Below are 25091 nucleotides of genomic sequence, written 5' to 3' on the forward strand. Positions count from 1 at the left end.
GCAATAGCGGCAGGGCGAAGCGGGGCCTGGGCTACGCGGGCAGGTCGGCGTTCGAGATCACGAAGAACGCCTTGAAGTAGGGGCCCGTGGACGTCCACGTCACAGGAGCACCGGCGGAGAGCCCAATAACGTCACCGGCTCCCAGCTCGTAGACGTCACCTGTCGCGTCATCGGAGACCTGGGCGCCACCCTCGAGAAGAAACAACGTGTGATCCCCGAGTGGCGCCGTGTAGCGGAAGGTGGTCGTGCCGTCGGCGGCGCTACCGGGCATTCCCGCTCCCATACGCCATACGCCGGCGGTGTAGGTCCCGGTGGAGCCCGTCGGTCGGACGATGTTCACCTCACCGTAGGTCTGCCGCCCCAGCTCCGGCTCGGTCCAGCTGAACGGTGTCCACTGCGCCTTCAAGTCATGGACATCACCGATGATGAGGTCCGTCTCGGGCGTCGCCGGTGTCGGGCTGTCCCACATCACCCAGAACTTTTTCAAGAAGGGAGCATCAATCTCCCAGTACAGGTCCACGTGCTTGGGGTTGGCGACGATGCTGCCAGCACCGACTCGGTGCTTCTTGCCAGTAGCGGTCTCGGTGATGACAGCTGTGCCCTCGAGGATCACCATCGTCTCGTCGCCAACGGGCGCGCTGTACTTCACCCAACACGAACCATCCGCCTCACAGCCCGCGATCTCGTGCCCAGTACGCCACAAACCGGACATCAACGACCCCGACGTCCCTTCGGGGCGGATCACTACGACCTCGCCCTTGGCCTGCTGACCATGCTTGGGGTCCTCCCACTCGAAAGGCGTCCACTTGCCGACGGGATTGAGGTTGCGGTTACCGACGTAGATGGTCTTGCTAGCAGTTGCTGTCATGTGAGTTCTCCTCGGGAGGCTGCTCGGACTGGGAACGGCGCCACTACGGCTCCGTCATTCCCACTGGTGAAGGCGCTTCTGCGTCATCGCCTCTACATCCTGAGCGAGCAGATCTATGTCTGACAGATCCACCTGACGCCTTCCCAGGAGTGCCGCCTGTCACCGGTGCGAAACAACCGAGAGCGTCGACCCGGCCATCTGCTCGTTACGTCCACATCACATGCGGCACCGCGAATTCATCCCGGCTTGCTATGGAAGGCAGCCGGAACCGCCCAAACCATGGGGCCACTGCTCGCCATCCCGAGACGAACCCCGCCGGACCAACACGGCAATCGACATCGATCCCGATGGAAACTCGATCGCCACGCAGCGCGTCTTTACCGAGCGCCGTGCAGCAAGCGCGAACGCTGTCGTCGACCGAGAGTTCGTCGAGCCAGGGGTATCGGCGCAGTCCATTGAGAAGCGGACAGTCTTCCGGGAGCTGCTGCGCTACGTCGATGAGCACAGGGCTCCGCTCGTTGGCCAGAAGCGAAGCCCGTGTCCGACAACAAGCTGCACAAGAGCTGGCTGACCCGTACTACGCCGGCTGGGTCGTTGTTGACGGACGACTAATCAAAGGGCGTCACGACGCGATGGTCAGTCAACAGCTCTTCGACAGGGTGCAGGTGACTCTCGAGTCGCGGTCCCACGGTGGCAGTCGCGATCGAGTGCTGTCGCACTATCTGAAGGGGATGCTGTTCTGTGAGCGCTGCCATCGGCAGGACAGGACAACTAGCCGGCTGATCTACACAGAAGCACGAGGCCGCAACGGCGGACGCTACGGCTACTTCTTGTGCCGGGCTCGTCAGGATGGGCTCTGCGACTTGCCGCATCTCCCGGCCGTCGCGGTTGAGGACGCCATTGAACGCAACTGCTCGTCGCTGACGTTGCCTACCGACTTCCTCGATCTCGTCCAAGCCGCAGTCACGAGTGTGGTCGAAGATCAGGTGATCCTAACGCGGAAGCTGCATGACACCTACCGGGCCCAGCTCGCCAGACTTGACGCTCGCGAAGGCCGCCTCATCGACCTTGCTGCAGACGGGATGCTCAGCCGAGACAAGATCCGAGAGCGCCAGAACAAGCTCGTTGTCGAGCGTGAACGGCTGCAAACGAACCTGGCGACAGCCGATAGTCAGCTACAGCTTGGTGCGCAACGGCTCCTGACTGCCATGAAGCGCATCCGCGACGTGGTGGGCTTCTACCGCGACTCTGCCGACCCCGTACGCGAGCAGCTCAACCGGACCTTCTACGAGAAGTTCTTCGTTGACGACGAACCGCTCACGGTCGCCGATGAGGTGCGACGGCCACCGTTCGATGACCTCGGGGAGGCGTACGACGTCTACACGCGCTACAAGACCCACAGCGGGCTCTCGACTGAGGCCAACTATGCGAGAAGCCAGAGCAGCCCATCGGCTACTCCGGCTTCTAACGACCAACCACTCTCACTCGCCAACATCTTCCGTCGGTGTTTCGAGTAAGCGTGTCCTGGTGGAGCTGAGGGGATTCGAACCCCTGACCTTCTCATTGCGAACGAGACGCGCTACCAACTGCGCCACAGCCCCAAGTGCGTCGGAAACGTTAGCACCCAGACTCGGGAGGGGCCCAATCGCCCCACCCATCGGCCAAAAGGCTCCGTCAGGAGCCCACAGCCTGCTGGTCGTCGCCGTCGCGGCGCGACTTGCGGGCGGCCTTGTCGGCCTCGTCGGACTCGCGCGCCAGGGCGGAGTCGGCGTCCGTGCGACCCGAGGTCCACACGCCGGTGGAGTCCAGGTCGATCGTCCGGACAGTACGGCGCGCCGCCGTCGGCTTCGTGACGTACGTCGGCAGGGTGACCGGCACCGGGTCCCACATCGCCGGGTCGACGATCGCCGCGATGCCGGTGGAGGTGTCGGCCAACGGGTCGATCTCGTCAGCCTCGGCCTCGACGTCGACCTCAGGCAGGGCCGACTCCCGCACGGGCGCCTCGACCGGTGGCTCCTCGGCCGGCGCACCCACCGGCATCCGGGAAGCCGACGCCAGCACCTTGCGCTCGCTCTTGACCATCAGGCGGCAGGCGACGAGCCAGGCGACGAGCAGTCCGGCCGGGATCGCGACGTACGGCCAGGCGATCACCGAGAAGGCGGCGACGGTGATGACGGCGAGGTTGGCGACCAGGAGCACGGCGAGCACGTTGCGACGACGCTTGGTCGCGCGCTTCGCGGCCTCCCGGCGGGCGCGCAGCTGCGCGGGAGTGAGCTCGACCGGCGGAGCCTCGGCGGGAGCTTCAGCAGGCGCCTCGGCCTGCGGCTTGACCCCAGGCGTGACCAGAGCGCTCTTCTTGTCGACGGCCTCACGCCGGGCGAGCACTCGCATCGCTCCCGAGAAACGGTCCACCGAGCGGCTCCGGCCGACCTCGGCATGATGCTTGACCGCCATCGGGACGAGGTAGATGGCCCACGCCACGGCGACGGCGATGAAGATCAGTCCACTCAGGTCCACGTACAGAGGTTATGAGTGCTGCCTCATTGCATACCGGATGTCAACAGGTGTGTCGCAAATTCACTCGTGTGACTGTTGGGATTCCAATCGAGCCAGCAGCCCCTCCGGACACTCCTCCGCGGTCACCGCATAGATGCGATGGTCGCGCCAGGCGCCGTCGATGTGCAGGAACTTCGGGGCGTAGCCGACCTCGCGCAGGCCGAGCTTCTCGACGACCCGCAGCGAGTTGGAGTTCTCCGGACGGATGGCGATCTCGATGCGGTGCAGCCCGGCCTCGCCGAAGCAGTGGTCGATCACCATCGCCACGGCGCGCGGCATCACCCCGCGGCCGGCGTACCTCTGGTCGATCCAGTAGCCCACGGACGCGAACTGCGCGGAGCCGCGCACGATGTTGTTGACCGTCACCTGGCCGGCGAACTGGCCGTCGACCTCGATGGCGAAGGGGTACGTCGTGCCGGCGCGGGCCTGCTTGTGGAGCCGTCGGACCAGACTCCCGAACGTCGATGGTCGTGACTCGGCGCCGGGCGGCACGGTCGCGTCCCACGGGATCAACCAGGCTGCGTTGCGGCGACGAGCGTCGCGCCAGGCCCGCGCGTCCGACGACGCCAACGGCCGGACCGTCACGTCACCGGCGTTGAGGCGGACCGGCCAGCCGCGGCTCAATGGTCGCTCCCCACGACCTGCTCGACCGCGTGCACCAGGATCGGGCGGAGCACGGCGAGCCCGTCCTTCACTCCCCCACGCGAGCCGGGGAGGTTGACGACCAGGCAGCTCCCGACGACGCCGGCGAGGCCGCGGGACAGGACGGCCGACGGGACGCCGTTGGCGACGCCGTACGCCCGGATCGCCTCGGCGATGCCAGGCACCTCGAAGTCCAGGAGCGCCCGGGTGACCTCGGGCGTGCGATCCGTGGGCGTCAGGCCGGTGCCGCCGGTGGTGAGTACGACGCGGGCGCCGCCCTCGGCAGCGGCCGCGACGGCCACGCCAACGGGCTCGCCGTCGGGTACGACGACGGGTGCGTCCACGACGAAGCCGAGCTCGGTGAGGAACTCGACGATCAGCGGGCCGGTGGTGTCCTCGTAGACGCCGGCGGCCGCCCGGTTGGACGCGACCACGACCTCGGCCCGCAGGCTTGTCATCGAGACCAGTCCCCCGACTTGCCACCCGTCTTGGTCTCGACCCGCACGTCGGTGATCACGGCACCCTTGTCGACCGCCTTGACCATGTCGACGACGGTGAGCGCCGCGACGGAGACTGCGGTCAGCGCCTCCATCTCGACTCCGGTGCGGTCGGTGGTGCGCACGGTCGCGCTGATCTCGACGGCGTCGTCGGCGACCGTCAGGTCGACGGTGACCCCGGAGACGGAGAGCGGGTGGCACAGCGGGATCAGCGCCGGCGTCTGCTTGGCGCCCATGATCCCGGCGATCCGGGCGACGGCCAGCGCATCGCCCTTGGGCACGCCCTCACCCCGGAGCAGCGCGACGACCTCCGCCGACACCAGCACCCGACCCGACGCCGTCGCCGTACGGGCCGTGACTGCCTTGTCGGACACGTCGACCATGCGAGCAGCACCCGACTCGTCCACGTGGGTCAGCCCCTTTGATTCCGGCAGAGCGGCCATCAGAACTCCTCGTCGAGCCTCAGCACCTGCACCTGTTCGCCGGCCGCGACCGCCGTGACATCGGCAGGCACCACGACCAGCGCGTTGGACGATGCCAGATCGCCGATCAGGTGGGAACCGTGTCCCCCGACCGGCGTGACGCAGGGTCCAGCCGCATCGACGTCGTACTCCGCGCGCACCATCTGCTCACGGCCCGCCGGCGAGGAGATCGCGTGGGTGAGCCGGGCCGGCCCCGTCGGCCGGGCGTACGGCGTGATCCCCATCAGCTTGCGGATCGCGGGGAGCACGAACTGCTCGAAGGAGACGTACGACGAGACCGGGTTGCCCGGCAGCGTGAAGATCGGTGTCCTGTCGTCGCCGACGTGGCCGAAGCCCTGCGGCTTGCCGGGCTGCATCGCGACCGGGCCGAACCACACCGTGCCGAGCGGCCGCAGCGCCTCCTTGACCACGTCGAAGTCGCCCTGCGAGACGCCGCCGCTGGTCACCACGATGTCGGCGCGCACGAGCTGGTCGTGCAGTGCGTCGAGGAAGGCACGCGGCTCGTCGGGGACGATCCCGACGCGGTAGGCGATAGCGCCGGCCCGGCGTGCGGCGGCGGCGAGCAGGTAGGAGTTGCCGTCGTAGATGGAGTCCCGGCCGAGCGGGGTGCCGGGGTCGCGGAGCTCCGACCCGGTGGAGATCACCACCACGCGCGGGCGCGGGCGCGACCGCACGGTCGCCCGGCCGACGGCGGCGAGCAGGCCGATGTGGCGTGGTCCGAGGACGGTGCCGTTGGAGACCAGCATGTCGCCGGCCGACACGTCCTGGCCGGCCGGGCGGATGTGTCGCCCGCGCTCGGGCGCCTGGTCGATCCGCACCTGCGCGACGCCGCGGTCGGTCCACTCGTAGGGCACCACGCTGTCGGCGCCGGCCGGGATCGGCGCGCCGGTCATGATCTTGGCCGCGGTGCCGGGGGCCAGCGCCATCAGGCCACCCTGGCCCGCGCCGATCTCACCGACCACGGGCAGGTGCACCGGCGACTCAGCGGTCGCGGAGCCGATGTCCTCGGCGCGTACGGCGTACCCGTCCATCGCGGAGTTGTCGAAGGAGGGCAGCGCCACCTCGGCGACGACGTCCTCGGCCGCGGCGAGCCCGAGAGCCTCCATCAGCGGCTGCGGGAAGTCGGTCAGCGGCTCGATCGCCTCGAGGATCCGCGCACGGTGCTCGTCGACCGTCCAGACCTCGGGTTCGGATCCACCCATCCCTCAGGCGTCCGAGCTGGTCGAGAGCACGGCGTCGGCCGGGACGCGCTGGGCCGAGGTGGCGGTGAGGTCGACCTCGCCGACCACCTGCACACCGTGGCCGAAGGTCCAGTCCCCCGCGACCTTCAGCGAGTGAGCCTTCCGCATCGACGGCGCGCCCTCGGGGAACCGCTTGTCGAAGTCACCCACGAGCTTGTAGTAGTGCGCGTCCAGGTCGACGTACGGGATCTCGACCGCCACCTGGTCGAGCACGAAGTCGCGGCCGATGTCGTAGACGTCGGAGCGCAGCACGAGCAGGTCGTTGGTGGTCTTGACCGGCACGAACCGGTCACGGCTGACCTCGATCAGCTGCGAGCCCTGGAACACCTCGATGGCCGCGCCCATGGCGGTCTCGATCTGGATCACCTCGGGCGTGGACTTGTCGGCGGGGTCGAGGTGCTTGACGTTGCGGATCATCGGGAGGCCCAGGATGCCGTCGCGACGGTCGAGCTCGTTCTGCATCGCGACCAGGTCGAACCACAGGTTGTTGGTCGAGCAGAACTGGTGCCGGTCGAGATCGGCCAGCGCCTCGAGGTCCTGCGGAAGCGTCTGCGCGGTCTCACGCAGCACGATCCGGCCGTCGGACTTGCGGCGCGCGAAGTGGCCGCCCTTCTTGTCCGACGGCGTACGCCGGACCGCCTCGATCGCGAAGGGCGCACCGCTGTCGGCGAACCAGCCTGCGACCCGAGCATCCGGGACCGCGCCGAGGTTGTCGGAGTTGGAGACGAAGACGTAGCGGTAGCCGGCCTCGATGAGCTGGTCGAGCAGGCCGGTGCCGCGCAGCGCCGTGTAGAGGTCGCCGTGGCCGGGAGGACACCACTCGAGGTCGGGGTCCTTGGGGTAGCTGGCCGGGCTCAGGTCCAACGCCTGCAGCTTGGGCTCCTTGTTCTGCAGGAACTCCAGCGGCAGTCCCTCCACCGGGAGGTCCTCGTAGCGGGCCAGCGCGGCCATCGTGTCGCCGGACGTGCGGAAGCTGTTCATGAAGATCAACGGCAGCGGCGCGCCGTACTCGCTCCGCAGGTGCAGCACCTGGCGGGCGATGATGTCGAGGAAGGACAGCCCGCGGCGCACGCAGAGCAGCGACTTGGCGCGGTCCATGCCCATCGAGGTGCCGAGGCCCCCGTTGAGCTTGATCACCGCGGTCTTCCGGATCGCGGCAGCGGCGGCCTCGTCGGACACCTCGACGTCCGCCAGCGACTCCATCTGTACCGGGTCGATCGACGCCTCGGGGATCATCCCCGTCTCGCCGTGCTCGAGCAGCCGGTAGTAATGGGCAAACGTCTCGATCGCGATCGCGTCCACCCCGGCCGCGACCATCTTGTCGCGCGCCTTCTTCAACCCTGCACTACCCATGTTCACGATCGTAGGCTTCCCGCGTGGCCCGCATCCAACCACCCGCCAAAGTCGCCGTCCGGGACCAGCTCCTGACCGACCGGCGGCGGCGTCCGCTCGTCGAGGTGGTCGCCGCCGCGCGGGCCATCGCGGAGCACCTCCTCGCCGCTCCAGAGGTACGCCGGGCGGCGACCGTCGCGGCGTACGTCTCCCTCGACGGCGAGCCCGGCACCGGCCCCCTGCTGGAGGCACTGCGCGCCGCCGGCAAGCGGGTGATCCTGCCGGTGCTGCTCCCCGACGGCGACCTGGACTGGGCGCCGTACGACGGTCCCGACGGGCTGGTCCCCGCCAGCCGCGGGCTGCTCGAACCCGCCGGGCCACGGCTCGGACCCGACGCCGTGGCGACGGCCGACGCCGTGCTCGTCCCCGGCCTTGCGGTCGACACCTCAGGCGTCCGGCTCGGCCGCGGCGGCGGCTCCTATGACCGGGCACTGGGCCGGGTCCCGGTCGGCACGTTCACCTGCGTGCTGCTCTACGAAGGCGAGGTCGGGGTGCCCGTGCCGGTCGAGCCGCACGACCGTCGCGTGGGGTGGGCCGCGACGCCCGCCGGTGTGGTGCGGCTCGCCTCCTGATATCCGACGGCCTCGGGTACTCTTGGCACTCGTCCCGGTCGAGTGCCAGACGCGAGTGTCAGAGGAGAACCGTGCCCACCTATCAGTACGCCTGCACCCAGTGCGGCCACGCCTTCGAGCAGGTCCAGAGCTTCTCCGACGACGCACTCACCGTGTGCCCGGAGTGCGAGGGCAAGCTCCGCAAGGTCTTCAACGCCGTCGGCGTGGTCTTCAAGGGCTCCGGCTTCTACCGCACGGACTCCCGGTCGGGCACGTCGGCGACCGACGGTGCCGCGACCAAGACCGAGACGAAGACCGAGACCAAGAGCGAGACCAAGAGCGAGTCCAAGCCGGCGCCTGCCGCCGCTGCCGCGAGCTCGTCCAGCTCCTCCGACTGACCCTCTTCTCCAGCCCTGTGGAGAGCGGGAGCGGACTCCCCCGCTCGTCTCCTAGCGTCACGGCATGCTCTTCCGTGACCGCCTCACCACCGCCCGCCGCGCCGTACGCCGCGCGGTGCTCGCGCGCCGTCGCCTGCTCGCCGGGCTGCTGACGGCGGTCGCCGTCGCCGCGGGCCTGCACACGGCCCGGGCTGACCCAGCGCCCCAGGTCCAGGTCCTCGTCGCCGCCCGCGACCTGCCTGCCGGCGTCGTCATCGCGGCCGAGGACGTACGCCGGGTCGGGTTCGCGCCGGGATCGGTCCCGGACGGCGTGGCTCGAGACCCCGCGGGCCGCACCCTGGCGGCTCCACTGCGCGCGGGCGAGCCGCTGACCGACGTACGCCTGGTCGGGCCGGGGCTCACCGACGGCTACCCCGGGCTGGTGGCGGTGCCGGTCCGGCTGCCCGACGCCGGCATGGCCGGGCTGCTGCGCGTCGGAGACCGGGTCGACCTCGTCTCCGCCGATCCGCAAGGACGCTCAGCCGCGACGATCGCGTCCGACGTACCGGTGCTGGCCCTGCCCGACACCCCGACCGAGGTCGGCGCGGCCGGCCTCACCGGGCGGCTCGTCGTCGTCGGCGCCCAGTCCGGGGAGGTCGCTCGGATCGCGGATGCCTCGGTGCGGACCTTCGTCACCATCGCCTTTGCCAGTTAGCGTCAGCGCATGACCGGATTCAAGAACTTCATCCTCCGCGGCAACATCGTCGAGCTCGCCGTCGCCTTGATCATGGCGCTGGCTTTCAAGTCCGTCGTCGATGCCACCGTCCAGCTGCTGATGGACCTCATCGGGAAGGTCGGCGGCACCCCGAACTTCTCCCGGTACGACTGGAACGGCATCTCGATCGGCACCTGGCTCACGGCCGTGGTCGCCTTCGTCATCATGGCTGCCGTCGTCTACTTCTTCATCGTGCTGCCGTACACAAAGGCGAAGGAGCGCTACTTCCCCGATGAGGAGCCGGGCACGCCTGCAGACGTCCAGCTGCTGCAGGAGATCCGCGACCTCCTCGCGACCCAACAGGGACGCCCGACCGCCTGATCAGTCGCCGTGGTGGGGCGGCACCTGCGCGCGCAGCCACGCGTCGGTGCCGGCCTCCCGCTGATCGCGTGACTCGTCGTCGCGCTCGTCCTCGGTCGTCTCCGGAAGGACATCACCGAAGACCTCGGCGAGTCGCCGGCGGCGCTCCCAGTCGATCTCGCGCTTGTCCTGGGTCATACCGGCAGGGTCACACGCACAGGCCCGCGTTGGCGAGGGCCTGCTTGCTGGCCTCGTCGTCGGGGGTGCTGGAGGGGCTGGAGCTCGTGCTGCCCGACGGCGTGCCCGACGGATCGGCTGAGGTCGAGGGACTCGACGACTGACTGGCACCCGGCAGGTCGCCGGCGCTGATCACGTCGGAGGACAGGCGGCGGGTGAGCGGCTGGTCCTTGCGGACCTTCTCCCAGACCTGGTTGGCCTGCGGCTGCACGAATGCCAACCGGTTGGGGTCGCTCGGCGCCGCCATGATCGGGATCGTGAGGAACTGGATGTTGTCCAGGCCGATGCTCTTGAACTGGTTGCCGAGCTCGGCGATCTTGACGACGTTCTTCAGGCCCGGGTCCACGGTGAGCGACTTGGTCGCGGAGTCGAGGAAGCGCACCAGCCGGTCGGGTCGGGCCAGGGTGCCGGCGGTGACGACCTGGTGGGCCATCGAGGCGATGAACGCCTGCTGCCGCTTCATCCGTCCGACGTCCGAGCCGTCGCCCACGACGTACCGCTCACGCACGTAGTTGAGCGCCTCGTTGCCCTTCAGCTTGCGGGTGCCTGCCGGGATGTGGATGTTGTGCGCGGGATCGTCGATGTCCTCCGGGACACACATCTCGACGCCGCCGATGGCGTCGACCATGCCGCGGAAGCCCTCGAAGTCGACCTTGACGAAGTGGTCGAGGCGCACCCCGGTGATCTGCTCGAACTGTTGCATCGTGCAGGTGGGGCCGCCGACGGCGAACGCCTCGTTCCACATCGCGCCGGCGTGGGCCGGGATGGTGTCGCCGTTCTCCTTCTTGCACTCCGGCCGGTCGATCAGGAGGTCGCGCGGGATGCTGATGCCGTAGGCACGCTTCCGGTCCGCGGAGACGTGCAGCAGGATCGTGGTGTCCGAACGCTCGCCGCCGCCGGTCAGGCCGTCGATGTTGTTGCCGGCGCCGTCGCGGGAGTCGGACCCCATGACGAGGACGTTGATCGGCTCGCGGGGGCCCTCGACGACGACCTTGTCGGGCCGGTTCGAGAGCTGGTCGGACGGGTCGAGCACCTCGAGGTTGCCGTTGAGGTGCCGGTAGAGGAAAGCCACCCCCAGCCCTGCGGTCAGCCCGAGGACGACCACGCTGGCGAGGATCACCTTGCCGACCGTGTGGCGCTTGCGCACCTTGCCACGGCGTTTGGGGCCGGTGGGGGTCGCGGCGCTGGGCTCGGACGGAGTACCGTCGAGTTCAGCGTCGGGCATAGATCTACCTCAAGGTCGAAGACATGGGGAGCCGCTCGGCGGCGTTGGCGAGCGTATGGTACGAACCTGAATTGTCCCTGTGCCCAGCCAGTTCGACCAAACCGGCGACAGCTGCCCCGGAGGCGGCGGCTATTCTTGCGCCCGGTCGGGTGACGTCCGCTCGACCGCGAGGCCCCAGTAGCTCAGTGGATAGAGCAGCCGCCTCCTAAGCGAAAGGTCGTAGGTTCGACTCCTACCTGGGGCACTTAATGTCCGAAGTTCCAACATGCAGCCAAATGGATGGTGTTGGGACATCGGACTTTGCGTTGCGGCGTCGCGGGCCGCGGACCAGGTGTGGGCGTCGCGGGCCTCGTCTGGGTCGAGGATGATGTTGAATGGTTCGGCGAGGGCAGGTCGGATGGTGCGGTTTTCGTCGATGTAGATCTTGACGAAGAAGGCCCGGTTGCAGAGCCTGCGGGTCTGGTCGTCGCATCCGGCGTAGATGCGGGCGATGTCGGCGGCGAGGTCGAGGCAGTCGCCGATGTGGGTGCGGGCTTCGGCGTAATCGTTGTGGTGTTCAGCGAGGCGCGCATCGATGGTGTCGAGTTCGGCGCGGAGCTTCCCCTGCCGGGTCTTGAGCTGGTCGAGGGTGATCGCGTCAGCGAGGTGGGCGTCGAGGATGCGTTCCTGGTCGGCGAGGTTCTTCACCCGCCTGGCGGTGAGGTGTTCTGCAGCCTCTTGGCCGGCGGATGCCGTGAGCCGGTCCGGCTCGACGGTCAGGGTCTCGCGAAGCACGGCGACGGTCTCGGGTGGGATGCGGATGTTGCGGTAGTAGTCCTCGATGAGGGTTTCAATGTCGGTGGTGTGCAGGGCGCGCTGGTCGGCTGAGTTGGCCAGATAAGTGTGGTTCATACGGGGGAGGAAGAGCGAGTCCGGCAGTGACGATCGATGCGCGGTTCAGCCGCGGACGAGACGGTTCAGAGCAGCCCAGCCGAGTGTTGGTGGCGACGAAACAGCGGCGTCTGGAGCGTTGAACATCGCCGCCGCCCAGTGCTGCGCAACGCTGTAGGCGGCCTCGGCGATCGAGGATCCCGCGCTGACCCGGCTCGCCCCGGCTCGGGCGAGCTCGCCAATCGACGCTGTGCCTGGACCGAACGCCACGTTGATCGGCAGTGTTGTCGCATTCACGAGCGCCTGGAGCGCGTCGCCTCGCAGAGCCCCGAGTACGAAGATTCCGCTCGCGCCGGCTCGGGCATACGACGAGGCGCGCGCCACGGTCTCATCCAGCCAGTCGTCGCCTCCGATGTCGCCGAGCAAGTGCGTGTCGACTCGGGCGTTGATGAACAGCGGCACGCCTACGCTCTCCGCTGCATCGCGGGCGGCGGCGATCCGATGCTCCTGCTCTTCGATTGGTCGGAGCGAATCCTCGATGTTCACTCCAGATACACCGATCTCGAGGCACTCGGCGATGGTGGAGGCGACGTCCCTGGGCGTCTCGCCGTATCCGCGTTCGATATCAGCGGTGAGCGGAACAGCGACCGCTGACGCGATCTTCCGGAGGGCGTCGAGTGCGGCGTCACGGGGGAGCTGGTTTCCGTCACCGTAGCCGCGCGACCAGGCAACCCCGGCGCTCGTCGTGGCGACGGCACGCGCCCCGGATTCCAGGACGATGCGGGCGGATGCCGGGTCCCAGGCGTTCGGCAGGATAAGAGGGGCACCCGGGACATGCATCGAATGGAAGGCGAGAGCGCGCTCGAGGTGGTGTGCCATCATGCCATTCCAGCACATCTGGGCCATGCGCCGGCCGCGTGCCACCACTCCGCCTGAACCCACACCGCCATTCTTCCAGCCAGCCGCAGCCCGGCAACGTCAGCCGGGGTGCGGGCTTCGTCGTACGCCGGTGAAGGCGGTCAGCCCAGCTTCTGCTTCGACAGGGTCGCGCCGGACTCGGGTGCGCACGTCCCGGAGACGCCGAAGGACGCGAGGTCGAACGTCAGTCAGGTGACCACGACCGGGAGCTTCTTGGCGGCCTTGGCCACCCTGACCTTGCCCTTGAACTTAGGCATCGGGATCGGGGCGTTCGCCGGCACGTCCATCGAGATCTTGCCCTTGAGGGTCGTCGCCTTGCCCCCACCTTCAGCGACAGCGTGGCAGTCATCTCGCCGCTGACGAGACGATATACGATCTAGGGGAATTTCAACCGTCGATGCGGTCGACGACGTACGCCGCGATCGCCAGGCTCGACGTGGCAGCGGGCGACGGCGCGTTGCGCACGCTGATGATGCCGTCCTCGTGCTCGATCACGAAGTCGTCGACCAGCGAGCCGTCGCGCTCGACGGCCTGGGCTCGGATCCCGAGGCCGCTGCGGGCGACGTCGGACGCCCCGATCTCGGGCACGTAACGCTGGGCCGTCCTCATGTACGCGCTCGTCGAGAGCACCCCTCCGAGCTCGGTCAGCCCCGTGCGCCAGTGCTCGGCGGCGAACCGCCAGAAACCTGGCCACGCCAGGGTGTTGCCCAGATCGCGGGCCGAGACCGACGTACGCCCGTAGGCCTGGCGGCTCAGCGCGAGGAAGGCGTTCGGGCCGACCTCGAGTCCCCCCGTGACCCGACGGGTGAAGTGCACACCGAGGAACGGGTAGCGCGGATCCGGCACCGGGTAGATCATCCCGCGGACGAACTCCTGCTTGGCCGCCGCGACCGACATGTACTCGCCCCGGAACGGCACGATGCGAGGTGACGCCGAGCCACCGACCAGCTTGCCGAGGCGGTCGGACTCCAGCCCTCCGCAGACGACCAACCGGTCGACGGTGTGGCGTTCGGTGCCGCACACCACGTCGATGCGACCGGCCCTGCGCTCGATGCCCGTGACCGTCGTCGAGAGTCGGATCCGGCCGCCTGCGTTCTCGATCTCCGCGCCTACCCGCTCCGCGATCGCGACGTAGTCGGTGATCGCGGTGTGCGGCGAGTGCAGAGCGGCGAGGCCGGCAGCACGCGGCTCGATCTCGGTGATCTCGGCGCCGTCGACGCGACGCAGCCCGGGTACGTCGTTCTCCCGCGCGGTCTGCTCGAGCTTCGCGAACCGCCCCATCTCGTCGCGATCGATCGCGACGACCAGCTTGCCACACTCGTCGTACGGCAACTGGTGCTCGGCGCAGTAGTCCTGGATGAGCTTGCGACCCCGGGTGCACAGCTCGGCCTTGAGGCTCCCGGGCTTGTAGTAGAGGCCGGCGTGCACGACGCCGGAGTTGTGGCCGGTCTGGTGGGCGGCGAGCCGGTCCTCCCTCTCGAAGACGACGACGCGTACGCCGGCACGCCGCTGGCTGAGCTCGCGGCCGACGGCCAGGCCGACGATGCCGCCCCCGACGATGCCGATCGTCTCTTCGGTCATGGACCGATCCTCCCTGGCCCGCTCCGCCACGGCGAGCCGGAGGCGCGATATCCGCCGAATGGGTGGTGGACCTACCCGACGACGACCTCGAACCGCAGGCCGGCCGCCTGCAGCCGAGCGAGCAGCGCGTCCCCCATCGCCTGGGCAGTGGTGACCTGCCCAGCGGTCGTCGGGTTGTCGTCGAAGATCAGGCACAGCGCGGCCTCGGCGAGCATCTTCGCGGTCTCGTCGTAGCCGGGGTCGCCCCCGGAGACCCGGGTGTGGAGGGTGCGGCCGTCGCCCTCGGCGACGAAGTCGACGCTGAACCACGACTTCGCGCGGCGTCGCTCGTCGGGCCCGTCGCCCTGCTTCACCCGGTCCAGGGCGAGTCGCCGCAACGGCGGCACCTGCGCGGTGAGGAACATCGCGGCGGCCCCGACCGCGCCGCCCGCGGCGTACCGCAACGTCTTGGTGCCGGCGTAGTGCGAGTAACGGAAGTCCGGGCCGTACGACGCGAGCGCGGCGCCGCTGCGGGCGACGACGAGCGGGTCGATCGTCGGCAGCGGGAGCAGCCAGTAGCCCAGCAGCGGGTCCTTGTGCGGCTTGCCTGCGGTCGCGCGGGACTTGCGTCCCTCAGGTCGAGGCTCGGCCCGACGGCGCTCCTGCGTGACCGCCTTGGTCTGGCGCACGCGGGAGAAGGCCGTCATGGCGGAGTGGAAGGTGCCGCCGGAGAAGGTGGCGCTCGCCCGGACGACGCCGCGGACCCGCACCGGGCCGCGGACCTGGAACTGCTGCAGCGTGTAGAGCACGCCGAGGTCGTGCGGCACGGAGTCGAAGCCGGCGGCGTGCACGATCCGGGCGCCGGACGCCGCGGCGGTCTCGTGGTGGGCGAGGTACATCAGGTCGACGAACTCCGGCTCGCCGGTCAGGTCGAGGTAGTCGGTCCCGGCCGCGGCACAGGCAGCGACCAGCGGCTCGCCGTGCGTGAGGTAGGGCCCGACGGTCGTGATGACCACGCGGGCCCGGCCGGCCACGTCGGCGAGGGAGTCCGCATCCTCGACGTCGGCGTGCAGAAGCGGCAGGTCCGCGAGCGCCGGGTCGACCTCCGCGAGCCTGCGGCGTACGTCCTCCAGCTTGGCCTGGTTGCGACCGGCCAGCCCCCACCGCAGGCCGTCCGGTGCGTGCCGCGCGAGGTAGTCGGCGGTCAGGCCGCCAGTGAAGCCGGTGGCGCCGAAGAGGACCAGGTCGAGCTCGCGGAGATCGGGCATGCGATCCATGCTGTCAGGTGCGTCCGCGTCGTACGCTCAAGGCATGTGCCGCAACATCCGCCCCCTGAACAACTTCGAACCGCCGGCCACGCGCGACGAGGTCACCGCTGCCGCCCTGCAGTACGTGCGCAAGGTGAGTGGGACGACCAAGCCGTCACAGGCCAACCAGGCGGTCTTCGACCAGGCCGTGCGCGAGATCGCGCACATCACCGAACACCTGCTCGACGACCTGACGACCACCGCACCGCCGAAGAACCGCGAGGTCGAGGCGGCCAAGGCGCGGGCCAGGGCCGAGCTCCGGTACGCCCGTTGACGATCTCGACCGGCTCGACCACCCAGAGCGACACGTCGTACGACGAAGCGCTCGAGCTGCTGCGTGGGCGCCCGCTGGTGGTGCTGACCGGTGCCGGCCTGTCCACCGACTCGGGCATCCCGGACTACCGCGGGCCAGGGGCCCCGGCACGGATGCCGATGACCTACCAGGAGTTCGTCTCGGGTCCGGCCGCCCGGCAGCGCTACTGGGCGCGCAGCCACCTCGGCTGGGGCCGGATGCGGCGTGCCGAGCCGAACGCCGGCCACCGGGCACTCGCCAGGCTGGGACCTGAGCTGCTGATCACGCAGAACGTCGACGGGCTGCACGAGCAGGTCGGGACGCCACGGCTCGTCGCGCTGCACGGTCGGGTCGCCGACGTGGTGTGCCTGGACTGTCGTACGACGTCGGCGCGGGTCGCGCTGCAGGAGCGGCTCACCGACCTCAACCCCGGGTTCGCGGAGCGCCACGCCGAGGTCGTCTCACGCCCCGATGGCGACGTCGACCTCGAGGAGACGGCCGACTTCGTGGTGCCCGGGTGCGACGGGTGCGGCGGCGTCCTGAAGCCCGACGTGGTGTTCTTCGGCGAGAACGTCCCGGCGGCGCGGGTGGCCCGGTGCTACGACGCCGTCGACGCCCTGGTCGGGCTCGACGGCGCGCTGCTGGTGACAGGGTCCAGCCTGACCGTGATGTCCGGGCTGCGGTTCGTCCGGCGCGCGGCCAAGGCCGGGACGCCCGTCGTGATTGTCAACCGCGGCGAGACCCGTGGCGATCCGCTGGCCACGATCCGGGTCGACGCCGGCTGCAGCCAATTTCTCACGGATCTAGAGTCCTCACGGATCTAGTCCTGACGGCTAGGACCTACGACGCGCGGCCGCGCAGCTCGCCGAGCAGGTCCACCAGCTCGTGGAGCGAGAGGTCGTGCTCGACGGGGTCCAGGCCCTCGACCCGCTCGAGGGCGAGATCCTCGGGGAGCCGGGCGCCGACGTCGAAGGTGTAGATGGTGTCATCGAGCTCGAACTCGATCCCCCGCACCTGGGCGGCGTAGTAGTCACCGTCGGCGGTGTGCAGCACCACGGACTCCCGGGGCTCCAGACCCCGGGTCAGCTGTGTGAGCGAATGACCGACAACCAGCGCGCGCTCACCGCGCACACCAACCGCAGCATCGAGTACGACGATCTCCATCACGACCTTCCCCACTGCCAAGAATGGCAGGCCCCCATCACGCGGCGTCCGCGCCATCCCCAAAACTACCTCTTCGGGTGTATTCGAAACCTGAGAAACCGGAGTGCGGATGTCCATTGTTTCTGCAAGATCGTCGGGAGGGGGTGACCGGCGTCACTCCGGCGCGCTCAGAGACGACGCACGAAGATGTGGTCGGCCGCCTCCGGGACGATCTCCGCGGTCTCGCCTCCCGAGCCGACGAGCACCCCGGCCTCGGTGGCGATGACGGTGATGGTCTTGTCCGGCAGGGCTCCGACGCGGCGCAGCGCGCTCATCAGGATCTCGTCCTTCTGCATCTCCTCGGAGATGCGACGCACCAGCACCCGCCCCTCGGCCGGGCCTGCGGCCTGTGACAACGGCTCGACGCCCTCCATGAAGCTCTCGCCGATCTCGATCTCGCCGAGCTCGTCCAGGCCCGGGATCGGGTTGCCGTACGGCGACTCGGTGGGGTGGTCGAGCAGCTTGAGCAGCCGACGCTCCACGGTCTCCGACATGACGTGCTCCCAGCGGCACGCCTCCTCGTGCACGAGCTCCCACTCGAGCCCGATGACGTCGGTGAGCAGTCGCTCGGCGAGACGGTGCTTGCGCATCACCCGCACGGCCAGCCGCATGCCCTCGTCGGTCAGCTCGAGGTGCCGGTCGCCCTCGACGGTCAGCAGTCCGTCGCGCTCCATCCGGGCGACGGTCTGAGAGACGGTCGGCCCGCTCTGGTGGAGCCGCTCGGCGATCCGGGCACGCAGCGGGACGATTCCCTCCTCGACCAGCTCGTAGATGGTCCGGAGGTACATCTCGGTGGTGTCGATCAGATCGCTCACGCGGCACATTCTGTCTCATCGACCCAGCGGCTGGCAGGCTGGCATCGATGGGTGACACGACGCCGACTGTGATGTGGTTCCGTCGCGACCTGCGCCTCGCCGACAATCCGGCCCTGCTCGAGGCGGCCGCCGACGGCCCGGTGCTGCCGCTCTTCGTGCTCGACCCCGCGCTCTGGGGCCCGGCCGGACCGAGCCGTCGGGCCTATCTCGGCGCATCGCTGCGCAGCCTCGACGCCTCCCTGCGGCAGCGCGGCTCACAGCTGTCGGTCGTCCGTGGAGACCCGGTGCGCCGGGTGGCGCTGGCCGCCCGGGCGGTCGGGGCGCGCCGGGTGCACGTCTCAGCCGACTTCGGCCCCTACGGCCGCCGCCGCGACGCGGAGGTCGAGGAGACCCTGGCCGAGCACGGGGTCGAGCTGGTCCGCACCGGCTCGCCGTACGCCGTGAGCCCGGGCCGGGTGACCAGCGGCAGCGGCGAGCCCTACAAGGTCTACACACCGTTCTCCCGCGCGTGGGCCGACCACGGGTGGCGGGCGCCGGTCGAGCCACCTCGGGGGGGCAGCTGGCTCACGCTCGACGAGGACACCATCGAGATCCCGGAGCCGGCACTCCCCGACGGCCTGGAGCTGCCCGCGGCCGGCGAGACCGCCGCACACCGGCGCTGGCGGGAGTTCCTCGACGACGTGGAGAGGTACGGCGACGAGCGCGACCGTCCCGATCTCGACACGACCTCGCGGATGTCGCCCCACCTCAGGTGGGGCGAGATCCACCCGCGCACGATGCTGGCCGACCTCTCCCGGCTGCGCAGTGCGGGCGCCGCGACGTACCGCAAGGAGCTCGCCTGGCGTGAGTTCTTCGCCGACGTGCTGCACGCCCGGCCCGAGAGCGCTCGGGAGTACCTGCGCCCCGACTACGCCCGGATGCGGTACGACGAGCCGGGCGCGCAGCTCGATGCCTGGCGCCGCGGCCACACCGGCTTCCCCGTGATCGACGCCGGGATGCGGCAGCTGCGCGCGACCGGCTGGATGCACAACCGGGTGCGGATGATCGTCGCGAGCTTCCTGGTCAAGGACCTGCACGTCGAGTGGCAGCACGGTGCCCGGCACTTCATGCGGTGGCTGGTCGACGGCGACCTGGCCTCCAACCAGCAGAACTGGCAGTGGGCGGCGGGCAGCGGCGCCGACGCGGCGCCGTACTTCCGGGTCTTCAATCCGACCACGCAGGGCCGCAAGTTCGACGCCGACGGACGCTACGTGCGGAGATGGGTGCCCGAGCTGGCCGACGTCGCCGACCCACACGACCCGTCGGTCGACGACCGTGACCTGGTCGGCTACCCGCTGCCGATCGTGGACCACGCCGCCGAGCGCCTCGAGGCGCTCGCGCGGTGGGAGGAGATCCGCTGAGACATAGCCGAAGGTCGTGAGCGTTCGCGACCTGGGGCGGTTCTCGGCACCCTCGCTGACCCCTAGCGTCGGCAGGGTGCGCACCGCCTGGCTCCCCGCTCTCGGCCTCTTCATCCTGTCGCCCGTCTGCGCTGAGTACCTCTGGGGCTACGACGACAGCACCGGCCACCCGGGCAGCCTGATCGGCAACCTCATCGTCTTCTCCCCTCTGTACGGCGCGCCGGCGCTGCTGATCCGCGAGGTGGCCCGGCGCCGGGGGCTGGGGTGGCCGGGGATCCTGCTGCTGGCGGCCGCGTTCGGTGTCGTCCAGGCGGCGATCGTCGACCAGTCGATGTGGAGCACCGGCTACCGCGACATCCCGTACTGGGAGGACATGTCCGTCCCGACGTACCTCGCCCCCATCGGGCTGAGCCTCTACCTCGCGCTCTCCTTCGTCGGCGGCCACGTGATCCTCAGCATCGGCTCGCCGATCGCGCTGGTCGAGACCCTGACGCCCCATCGGCGTCGCGAGCAGTGGCTCGGGCCGATCGTGCTCTGGGCGGTCGTGTTCCTGTACGCCGCAGCCTGCGTGCTGGCGCTCAAGGACTCCTACGACACCGGCGAGGCCTCGGCCACGTGGGGCCAGCTGGTGGGGTCGTCGGTGGCTGCCGTCGGACTGGTCGTCGCGGCCTTCGTGGTCGGCCGCCGGCCCGCGCTGATCCTCCCGGGCGTCGTACCGGACCCGCTGCTGGTGTGGGCGGCGGCGTTCGTCGCGATGATCGGCTGGGTGGCGATCCCGCCGACCCGGATCGGCACCGCCCTGGTCGCGCTGCTCGCCCTCGGCGCCGTGGTCGTCGTCCGACGCTGGTCGCACCGCGGCGACTGGGGTCAGCTGCACGTGCTCGCTCTCGCGAGCGGCGCGGTGGTGGCAGCGGGTTGCTTCGCGTTCGTCACGACGCCGATCGGCGCGGTGAGCGATGGCGAGAAGTACGGCCACAACGTGGCCCTGCTCGCACTGATGCTGGCGCTGAGTGCGTGGGCCGCCCGGCGAGCGCTGCCCAGGTACGGTCGGGTACGTGCCTGACGTTCTCGTGCCCCGCCGCTTCTGCGGTCCCCCCTCGTCGGGCAACGGTGGCTTCACCGCCGGCGCGCTCGCAGCCCTGGTCGGCGGATCGACCGCGTCGGTCTCGCTGCTGGCCCCGCCTCCGTTGGACACCCCGATGTCCGTCGAGGTCGTCGACGGCGCCACCATCGCGAGCGTTGGCGACGCACCGGTCGCCCGGGCCGAGGTCGCGGCGATCGATCAGCCTGCCGTCGACCCGGTGACACCCGAGGAGGCTCGGTCGGCTGAGCAGGCTTTCGTCGGGCTCGCGTCGCACCCGTTCCCGACCTGCTTCGTGTGCGGACCCGACCGCCCCGACGGGCTGCGGATCTTCCCGGGACCGGTCGCCGACCAGGACGGACTGACCCGTCTGGCGGCTACCTGGACACCGGACGAGTCGGTGGCCGACGACTTGTCATCGGTCACCTGGTCCGCGCTCGACTGCATCGGCGGCTGGGCCGGTGGGCTGGCCGACCGGACGATGGTGCTGGCCCGGATGACCGCACAGGTCGACGTACTCCCCCGCATCGGCGAGGAGCACGTGGTCGTCGGGGTCGGTCGCCGTACCGAGGGCCGCAAGACGTTCACCGCTGCCGCCCTCTACGACTCGGACGGCCGCCTGCTCGGGCGCGCGGAGCACCTCTGGCTCGCGGTCGACCGCGCCGCCTTCGCCTGACCACCCGCTCCTTAGGATGGACGTCATGGGTTTGAACGATCAAACGAGCGGCCAGGAGTGGTGGCGCCACGCCGTCACGTACCAGATCTACCCGCGCAGCTTCGCCGACGCGGACGGCGACGGCGTCGGGGACATGGCCGGCATCACCTCGCGCCTGCCCTACCTGCGCGACCTCGGCGTGGACGCGATCTGGCTCTCGCCGTTCTATACGTCTCCCCAGCACGACCACGGGTACGACGTCGCCGACTACCGCGACGTCGACCCGCTCTTCGGCACGCTCGCCGACGCCGACGAGATGATCGCGCAGGCGCACGCCCTCGGCCTCAAGGTGATCGTCGACCTGGTCCCCAACCACAGCTCGACCGAGCACGTGTGGTTCCAGGCGGCACTCGCCGCCGGACCGGGCAGTCCCGAGCGGGCGCGCTACATCTTCCGCGACTCGCCTGCCGCCCCGGACGGCACTCCCTCCAACGCTCCGCCGAACAATTGGAACTCGGTCTTCGGCGGGATCGCCTGGACCCAGGTGCCCGACGGCCAGTGGTACCTCCACCTCTTCGACTCCAGCCAGCCCGACTTCGACTGGCGCAATCCAGAGGTCGGCGACATGTTCGTCGACGTGCTGCGCTTCTGGCTCGACCGGGGCGCCGACGGCTTCCGCGTCGACGTCGCGCACGGCCTCTTCAAGGAGGAGAGCCTCCGCGACCAGATCGTCGAGGAGAGCGAGATCCCCAGCAGCGAGTCCATGGAGTCGGCGGCGAGCGGCTCGATGGTCGAGCGCACGCTGCGCGACGAGCCGATGTGGGACCAGCCCGAGGTGCACGACGTCTACCGCCGCTGGCACGACGTGCTCGCGGAGTACGACGGCGACCGGATGTTCGTCGCCGAGGCCTGGACCCAGTCCCCGGAGTCGATGGCGCGCTACATCCGACCCGACGAGTTCAGCCAGGCGTTCAACTTCGCCTGGCTCCTGGCCTCGTGGTCCGCCGCGCAGTTCAGCGACGTCATCACCGGCACCATGGAGGCCGTCGGCTCGGTCGCGGGCTCCCCCACCTGGGTGCTGAGCAACCACGACGTCGAGCGGCATGTCAGCCGGTACGGCGGCGGCGAGATCGGCCTGGCCCGCGGCAAGGCGGCCACCATGGCGATGCTCGCGCTGCCCGGCTCGGCGTACGTCTACCAGGGCGAGGAGCTCGGCCTGGAGCAGGTCGAGGTCGCCGACGAGTTCAAGCAGGACCCGTTCTTCATCCGCACCGGCGAGGGCGGGCGCGACGGCTGCCGGGTGCCGATCCCGTGGAGCGGCACGGCTGCGCCGTACGGCTTCGGGCCGGGCAGTGGCCAGCCATGGATCCCGCAGCCTGCCGACTGGGCGTCCCTCACGGTCGCGGCCGAGGAGGCCGACTCCGACTCCACGTTGTCGTTCTACCGAGCCGCGCTCGCGGTGCGCCGTACGTTCGCGACGACGGCGGGCGACGAGGTCGAGATGCTCGACCTCGGCGCCGAGGTGCTCGCGTTCCGGCGCGGTCCGGTGACCGTCGTCCTCAACGCCGGGACGGAGCCGGTGGCACTGCCGGAGGGCGAGGTCCTGCTCGCCAGCGGACCCGTCGACGGCAAGCTGCCGGCCGACACCGCGGTCTGGCTGGGTTGAGGCGCTTCAGGCGTCCAGCGCGGCGTTGTAGCTGCTGAGCATCCGGACGAACTCCGAGAGGTCGTCGTCCGGCCAGTCCCCGAGCCGGTCATCGAGCCAGCGGCGCCGGTCGTCGTTGACCTCGGCGATCCGGCGCGCGGCCTCGGCGGTCACCGAGACCAACGTCGCGCGGCCGTCGTCGGGGTCCGGGCTGCGGTCGACCAACCCCAGGTCCAGCAGGTGCTGGACCTGGCGGCTGATCGCGCCCTTGTCGATGCCGAACGCCTCGGCCATCGCCGACGATCGCTGGGCCCCGTGCTGGTTGAGCCAGGTGAGCATCAGGTACGACGAGGACTGCAGGTCCGGGTGCACCGACCGGGCCCGCTCGCCGATGACCCGCCGGATCCGGCGGATCATCACACCGACCTCCTGCTCGAGTCCTCCGAGCAGGTCGGCCCGCGCCATCGCCGTACTCGGCTCCGTCATGGCACTCATTGTGCTCACTTGCTCGCGATCGCGTGGTGCAGCTCGGCCGCGACCTCAGGAGAGGCCTCCGCCTCGGCGTCCAGGTTGGACGTGCGCAGCGGCACCTCCTTGATGAAGAGGACGCAGACCAGTGCCACGACCGCGAACGGCACAGCGACCAGGAACAGCTCGCCGATGGAGGCACCGAAGGCGTGCTCGAAGACCGCGCGGACCGGGTCGGGCAGGGTGCTCATGTCGGGCACGGAGTGGCTCTCGGCGCCGGAGCCGTCGATGCCGATGGCTGCCAGCCCGGAGGTCACCTTGTCGGCGACCTGGTAGCTCAGCAGCGCACCGAGCGTCGAGATTCCGATCGAGCCACCCATCGAGCGGAAGAACGCGACCACGGAGCTGGCCGAGCCCATGTCGGACATCGACACGTTGTTCTGCACGGCGAGGACCAGGTTCTGCATGGTCGCGCCGAGGCCGACGCCGAGGATCGCCATGAAGGCGCCGACGGCGACCAGGCTGGTCTTGTCGTCGATGGTGCCCAGCAGCGACAGGCCGATGACGACGAGGACCATGCCGCCGACCAGGTAGCGCTTCCACAGGCCGGTGTTGCTGATGATCCGGCCGGTGGTGAGGCTCGAGATGAAGAGACCGCCGACCATCGCGATCGACATCAGGCCGGCCTCGGTCGGGGTCATGCCGCGGGCGACCTGGAAGTACTGGCTGAGGTAGACGGTCGAGCCGAACATCGCGACGCCGATCATCACCGAGGCGAAGGTCGCGAGGGAGATCGTACGGTCCTTGAAGAGGCGCATCGGGATGATCGGGTCGATCGCGACCTTGGCCTCGACGTACACCGCGGCGATCAGCAGGAGAGCGCCGAGCGCCACGAGGACGGCGGTGGTGGTCGAGCCCCAGGCGAACTGGTTGCCGGCGAGCGAGACCCAGACGAGCAGGATGGAGATGCCGCCGACGATCAGGGTCGCGCCGAGGTAGTCGATGTTGACCGGCCGCTTGATGACCGGCAGGTGGAGCGTGCGCTGGAGCAGGAAGAACGCGATCAGGGCGAACGGCAGACCGATGAAGAAGCAGCCACGCCAGCCGAGGGCGGAGTCGACGACCACGCCACCGATGAGCGGACCACCGACCGTGGCGAGGGCGAACGTCGCGCCGACGTAGCCGGAGTAGCGGCCGCGCTCACGCGGGGAGACCATCGTCGCGATGACGACCTGCACGAGGGCGGTGAGGCCACCGACACCGAGGCCCTGCACCACACGGGCGCCGATCAGCACCTCCATGCTCGGCGCGAACGCCGCCACCAGGGAGCCGACCGTGTAGATGACGAGCGCCAGCTGGACCAGCAGCTTCTTGCTGAACAGGTCGGACAGCTTGCCCCAGATCGGGGTGCTCGCGGTCATGGCGAGCATCGTCGCCACGACGACCCAGGTGTAGCCGGTCTGGCTGCCGTGCAGGTCGCTGACGATGCGCGGAAGGGCGTTCGACACGACGGTGCTCGAGAGCATCGCCACGAACATGGCGAGGAGGAGGCCGCTGAGCGCCTCCAGGATCTGGCGGTGGGTCATCTCCACCGCCGGTGCGGCAGCGGAGGGCACGACGGGGGCGGGTGACGCCTGGGACACGGAAGCTCGATTCACGATCGGTAGAAGGTTGCCGACGACAACGATATTCCCGATTCGTTGCCCCCAACAACCAATTCTGGTGTGCGCCGGA

The 25091-nt window shown here is 69.6% G+C and carries 28 protein-coding genes and 2 tRNA genes; 13 read left to right on the plus strand and 17 right to left on the minus strand.

All coding sequences use genetic code 11. The features are described from left to right. Positions 1 to 31 precede the first annotated feature (31 nt). On the minus strand, positions 32 to 868 hold the full coding sequence (locus ABEA33_RS11610) for a hypothetical protein (protein ID WP_345526937.1): 837 nt from the start codon (positions 866 to 868) through the stop codon (positions 32 to 34). Between the two features lie 497 nt (positions 869 to 1365). Between ABEA33_RS11610 and ABEA33_RS11615 the strand changes: the two genes are divergently transcribed. Beyond that, positions 1366 to 2385, plus strand: coding sequence for a recombinase zinc ribbon domain-containing protein (locus ABEA33_RS11615; RefSeq protein WP_345526938.1), 1020 nt, complete (start codon positions 1366 to 1368; stop codon positions 2383 to 2385). Positions 2386 to 2393: 8 nt separating this feature from the next. Here ABEA33_RS11615 and ABEA33_RS11620 read toward each other — a convergent pair. The 7 genes from ABEA33_RS11620 to ABEA33_RS11650 all read right to left on the minus strand — a co-directional run bounded on the left by ABEA33_RS11620 (position 2394) and on the right by ABEA33_RS11650 (position 7639). Beyond that, positions 2394 to 2469: transfer RNA gene (locus tag ABEA33_RS11620), tRNA-Ala, on the minus strand. 73 nt (positions 2470 to 2542) lie between these two features. After that, on the minus strand, positions 2543 to 3385 hold the full coding sequence (sepX, locus tag ABEA33_RS11625) for a divisome protein SepX/GlpR (RefSeq protein ID WP_345526939.1): 843 nt from the start codon (positions 3383 to 3385) through the stop codon (positions 2543 to 2545). Positions 3386 to 3445: 60 nt separating this feature from the next. Further along, positions 3446 to 4048: a GNAT family N-acetyltransferase gene (locus ABEA33_RS11630; protein ID WP_345526940.1), complete on the minus strand. Its 603-nt coding sequence runs from the start codon at positions 4046 to 4048 to the stop codon at positions 3446 to 3448. Then, on the minus strand, positions 4045 to 4524 hold the full coding sequence (locus tag ABEA33_RS11635) for a MogA/MoaB family molybdenum cofactor biosynthesis protein (RefSeq protein WP_345526941.1): 480 nt from the start codon (positions 4522 to 4524) through the stop codon (positions 4045 to 4047). The genes ABEA33_RS11630 and ABEA33_RS11635 overlap by 4 nt, the downstream gene beginning before the upstream one ends. Continuing rightward, positions 4521 to 5006: a cyclic pyranopterin monophosphate synthase MoaC gene (moaC, locus tag ABEA33_RS11640; RefSeq protein ID WP_345526942.1), complete on the minus strand. Its 486-nt coding sequence runs from the start codon at positions 5004 to 5006 to the stop codon at positions 4521 to 4523. The genes ABEA33_RS11635 and moaC overlap by 4 nt, the downstream gene beginning before the upstream one ends. Next, the gene (gene glp, locus ABEA33_RS11645; protein ID WP_345526943.1) at positions 5006 to 6247 is read right to left on the minus strand and encodes a molybdotransferase-like divisome protein Glp; all 1242 of its coding nucleotides are present in this window, start codon (positions 6245 to 6247) and stop codon (positions 5006 to 5008) included. The genes moaC and glp overlap by 1 nt, the downstream gene beginning before the upstream one ends. Before the next feature lie 3 nt (positions 6248 to 6250). Next, on the minus strand, positions 6251 to 7639 hold the full coding sequence (locus ABEA33_RS11650) for a UTP--glucose-1-phosphate uridylyltransferase (protein WP_345526944.1): 1389 nt from the start codon (positions 7637 to 7639) through the stop codon (positions 6251 to 6253). 23 nt (positions 7640 to 7662) lie between these two features. Here ABEA33_RS11650 and ABEA33_RS11655 point away from each other — a divergent pair, with 23 nt between their 5' ends. From ABEA33_RS11655 to ABEA33_RS11670, 4 genes are all read left to right on the plus strand, one after another. Beyond that, positions 7663 to 8250, plus strand: coding sequence for a 5-formyltetrahydrofolate cyclo-ligase (locus ABEA33_RS11655; protein WP_345526945.1), 588 nt, complete (start codon positions 7663 to 7665; stop codon positions 8248 to 8250). Between the two features lie 71 nt (positions 8251 to 8321). After that, positions 8322 to 8627 carry an FmdB family zinc ribbon protein gene (locus tag ABEA33_RS11660; RefSeq protein ID WP_345526946.1) on the plus strand — a complete coding sequence of 102 codons (306 nt, stop codon included), beginning with the start codon at positions 8322 to 8324 and terminating at the stop codon, positions 8625 to 8627. Positions 8628 to 8691: 64 nt separating this feature from the next. Then, positions 8692 to 9321 carry an SAF domain-containing protein gene (locus tag ABEA33_RS11665; protein WP_345526947.1) on the plus strand — a complete coding sequence of 210 codons (630 nt, stop codon included), beginning with the start codon at positions 8692 to 8694 and terminating at the stop codon, positions 9319 to 9321. Between the two features lie 9 nt (positions 9322 to 9330). Next, positions 9331 to 9702, plus strand: a complete 372-nt coding sequence (locus tag ABEA33_RS11670; protein WP_345526948.1) for an MscL family protein — start codon at positions 9331 to 9333, stop codon at positions 9700 to 9702. Here the strand turns inward: ABEA33_RS11670 and ABEA33_RS11675 are convergent, their stop codons facing one another. Then, positions 9703 to 9879 carry a hypothetical protein gene (locus ABEA33_RS11675; RefSeq protein WP_345526949.1) on the minus strand — a complete coding sequence of 59 codons (177 nt, stop codon included), beginning with the start codon at positions 9877 to 9879 and terminating at the stop codon, positions 9703 to 9705. It abuts the gene before it with no gap. A 10-nt stretch (positions 9880 to 9889) separates the two neighbouring features. Then, complete coding sequence (locus tag ABEA33_RS11680; protein WP_345526950.1) at positions 9890 to 11143, minus strand: LCP family protein; 1254 nt, start codon at positions 11141 to 11143, stop codon at positions 9890 to 9892. Positions 11144 to 11314: 171 nt separating this feature from the next. Between ABEA33_RS11680 and ABEA33_RS11685 the strand changes: the two genes are divergently transcribed. Next, positions 11315 to 11387: transfer RNA gene (locus ABEA33_RS11685), tRNA-Arg, on the plus strand. Between the two features lie 89 nt (positions 11388 to 11476). Next, complete coding sequence (locus ABEA33_RS11690; protein ID WP_345526951.1) at positions 11477 to 12010, plus strand: hypothetical protein; 534 nt, start codon at positions 11477 to 11479, stop codon at positions 12008 to 12010. A 69-nt stretch (positions 12011 to 12079) separates the two neighbouring features. On the opposite strand, the gene ABEA33_RS11695 is transcribed toward ABEA33_RS11690, so the two are convergent. The 3 genes from ABEA33_RS11695 to ABEA33_RS11705 form a co-directional block, all read right to left on the minus strand. Next, the gene (locus tag ABEA33_RS11695) at positions 12080 to 12892 is read right to left on the minus strand and encodes an isocitrate lyase/PEP mutase family protein (RefSeq protein ID WP_345526952.1); all 813 of its coding nucleotides are present in this window, start codon (positions 12890 to 12892) and stop codon (positions 12080 to 12082) included. Between the two features lie 426 nt (positions 12893 to 13318). Further along, positions 13319 to 14512 carry an L-2-hydroxyglutarate oxidase gene (gene lhgO / locus ABEA33_RS11700; protein WP_345526953.1) on the minus strand — a complete coding sequence of 398 codons (1194 nt, stop codon included), beginning with the start codon at positions 14510 to 14512 and terminating at the stop codon, positions 13319 to 13321. A 71-nt stretch (positions 14513 to 14583) separates the two neighbouring features. Then, positions 14584 to 15759, minus strand: coding sequence for a saccharopine dehydrogenase family protein (locus ABEA33_RS11705; RefSeq protein ID WP_345526954.1), 1176 nt, complete (start codon positions 15757 to 15759; stop codon positions 14584 to 14586). Between the two features lie 43 nt (positions 15760 to 15802). On the opposite strand from ABEA33_RS11705, the gene ABEA33_RS11710 reads away from it, so the two are divergent. Beyond that, positions 15803 to 16072 (plus strand): DUF2277 domain-containing protein, encoded by a 270-nt coding sequence (locus ABEA33_RS11710; RefSeq protein WP_345526955.1) that lies wholly within the window; start codon positions 15803 to 15805, stop codon positions 16070 to 16072. After that, entirely contained in the window at positions 16069 to 16914 is an 846-nt protein-coding gene (locus tag ABEA33_RS11715; protein WP_345526956.1) for a Sir2 family NAD-dependent protein deacetylase, read from the plus strand. The genes ABEA33_RS11710 and ABEA33_RS11715 overlap by 4 nt, the downstream gene beginning before the upstream one ends. A gap of 16 nt (positions 16915 to 16930) precedes the next feature. Here the strand turns inward: ABEA33_RS11715 and ABEA33_RS11720 are convergent, their stop codons facing one another. Both ABEA33_RS11720 and ABEA33_RS11725 read right to left on the minus strand, forming a co-directional pair. Continuing rightward, the gene (locus ABEA33_RS11720; protein WP_345526957.1) at positions 16931 to 17254 is read right to left on the minus strand and encodes a hypothetical protein; all 324 of its coding nucleotides are present in this window, start codon (positions 17252 to 17254) and stop codon (positions 16931 to 16933) included. A gap of 167 nt (positions 17255 to 17421) precedes the next feature. Next, positions 17422 to 18108, minus strand: a complete 687-nt coding sequence (locus ABEA33_RS11725; protein WP_345526958.1) for an iron-dependent transcriptional repressor DtxR — start codon at positions 18106 to 18108, stop codon at positions 17422 to 17424. 47 nt (positions 18109 to 18155) lie between these two features. Here ABEA33_RS11725 and ABEA33_RS11730 point away from each other — a divergent pair, with 47 nt between their 5' ends. The 4 genes from ABEA33_RS11730 to ABEA33_RS11745 all read left to right on the plus strand — a co-directional run bounded on the left by ABEA33_RS11730 (position 18156) and on the right by ABEA33_RS11745 (position 22910). Then, positions 18156 to 19508 (plus strand): cryptochrome/photolyase family protein, encoded by a 1353-nt coding sequence (locus ABEA33_RS11730; protein WP_345526959.1) that lies wholly within the window; start codon positions 18156 to 18158, stop codon positions 19506 to 19508. Between the two features lie 76 nt (positions 19509 to 19584). Beyond that, positions 19585 to 20571, plus strand: a complete 987-nt coding sequence (locus ABEA33_RS11735; RefSeq protein ID WP_345526960.1) for a hypothetical protein — start codon at positions 19585 to 19587, stop codon at positions 20569 to 20571. After that, positions 20564 to 21265, plus strand: coding sequence for a hypothetical protein (locus ABEA33_RS11740; RefSeq protein ID WP_345526961.1), 702 nt, complete (start codon positions 20564 to 20566; stop codon positions 21263 to 21265). Before ABEA33_RS11735 ends, ABEA33_RS11740 begins: the two co-directional genes overlap by 8 nt. Before the next feature lie 25 nt (positions 21266 to 21290). Then, positions 21291 to 22910: a glycoside hydrolase family 13 protein gene (locus ABEA33_RS11745; RefSeq protein ID WP_345526962.1), complete on the plus strand. Its 1620-nt coding sequence runs from the start codon at positions 21291 to 21293 to the stop codon at positions 22908 to 22910. Between the two features lie 6 nt (positions 22911 to 22916). On the opposite strand, the gene ABEA33_RS11750 is transcribed toward ABEA33_RS11745, so the two are convergent. Further along, on the minus strand, positions 22917 to 23375 hold the full coding sequence (locus tag ABEA33_RS11750) for a MarR family winged helix-turn-helix transcriptional regulator (protein WP_345526963.1): 459 nt from the start codon (positions 23373 to 23375) through the stop codon (positions 22917 to 22919). A gap of 14 nt (positions 23376 to 23389) precedes the next feature. Beyond that, the gene (locus ABEA33_RS11755) at positions 23390 to 25000 is read right to left on the minus strand and encodes an MDR family MFS transporter (RefSeq protein WP_345526964.1); all 1611 of its coding nucleotides are present in this window, start codon (positions 24998 to 25000) and stop codon (positions 23390 to 23392) included. Positions 25001 to 25091: the final 91 nt, after the last annotated feature.

This window comes from Nocardioides endophyticus (genome assembly GCF_039543845.1).
Classification (GTDB): Bacteria; Actinomycetota; Actinomycetes; order Propionibacteriales; family Nocardioidaceae; genus Nocardioides; species Nocardioides endophyticus.

What these genes read in the sequence shown, in the direction of transcription:
- ABEA33_RS11610 (WP_345526937.1), bottom strand. Translation starts at nt 868, where the DNA reads ATGACAGCAACTGCTAGCAAGACCATCTACGTCGGTAACCGCAACCTC.
- ABEA33_RS11615 (WP_345526938.1), top strand. Translation starts at nt 1,366, where the DNA reads ATGAGCACAGGGCTCCGCTCGTTGGCCAGAAGCGAAGCCCGTGTCCGA.
- ABEA33_RS11635 (WP_345526941.1), bottom strand. Translation starts at nt 4,524, where the DNA reads ATGACAAGCCTGCGGGCCGAGGTCGTGGTCGCGTCCAACCGGGCGGCC.
- moaC (WP_345526942.1), bottom strand. Translation starts at nt 5,006, where the DNA reads ATGGCCGCTCTGCCGGAATCAAAGGGGCTGACCCACGTGGACGAGTCG.
- glp (WP_345526943.1), bottom strand. Translation starts at nt 6,247, where the DNA reads ATGGGTGGATCCGAACCCGAGGTCTGGACGGTCGACGAGCACCGTGCG.
- ABEA33_RS11650 (WP_345526944.1), bottom strand. Translation starts at nt 7,639, where the DNA reads ATGGGTAGTGCAGGGTTGAAGAAGGCGCGCGACAAGATGGTCGCGGCC.
- ABEA33_RS11665 (WP_345526947.1), top strand. Translation starts at nt 8,692, where the DNA reads ATGCTCTTCCGTGACCGCCTCACCACCGCCCGCCGCGCCGTACGCCGC.
- ABEA33_RS11670 (WP_345526948.1), top strand. Translation starts at nt 9,331, where the DNA reads ATGACCGGATTCAAGAACTTCATCCTCCGCGGCAACATCGTCGAGCTC.
- ABEA33_RS11675 (WP_345526949.1), bottom strand. Translation starts at nt 9,879, where the DNA reads ATGACCCAGGACAAGCGCGAGATCGACTGGGAGCGCCGCCGGCGACTC.
- ABEA33_RS11680 (WP_345526950.1), bottom strand. Translation starts at nt 11,143, where the DNA reads ATGCCCGACGCTGAACTCGACGGTACTCCGTCCGAGCCCAGCGCCGCG.
- ABEA33_RS11695 (WP_345526952.1), bottom strand. Translation starts at nt 12,892, where the DNA reads ATGGCACACCACCTCGAGCGCGCTCTCGCCTTCCATTCGATGCATGTC.
- lhgO (WP_345526953.1), bottom strand. Translation starts at nt 14,512, where the DNA reads ATGACCGAAGAGACGATCGGCATCGTCGGGGGCGGCATCGTCGGCCTG.
- ABEA33_RS11705 (WP_345526954.1), bottom strand. Translation starts at nt 15,759, where the DNA reads ATGCCCGATCTCCGCGAGCTCGACCTGGTCCTCTTCGGCGCCACCGGC.
- ABEA33_RS11710 (WP_345526955.1), top strand. Translation starts at nt 15,803, where the DNA reads ATGTGCCGCAACATCCGCCCCCTGAACAACTTCGAACCGCCGGCCACG.
- ABEA33_RS11720 (WP_345526957.1), bottom strand. Translation starts at nt 17,254, where the DNA reads ATGGAGATCGTCGTACTCGATGCTGCGGTTGGTGTGCGCGGTGAGCGC.
- ABEA33_RS11730 (WP_345526959.1), top strand. Translation starts at nt 18,156, where the DNA reads ATGGGTGACACGACGCCGACTGTGATGTGGTTCCGTCGCGACCTGCGC.
- ABEA33_RS11745 (WP_345526962.1), top strand. Translation starts at nt 21,291, where the DNA reads ATGGGTTTGAACGATCAAACGAGCGGCCAGGAGTGGTGGCGCCACGCC.
- ABEA33_RS11750 (WP_345526963.1), bottom strand. Translation starts at nt 23,375, where the DNA reads ATGACGGAGCCGAGTACGGCGATGGCGCGGGCCGACCTGCTCGGAGGA.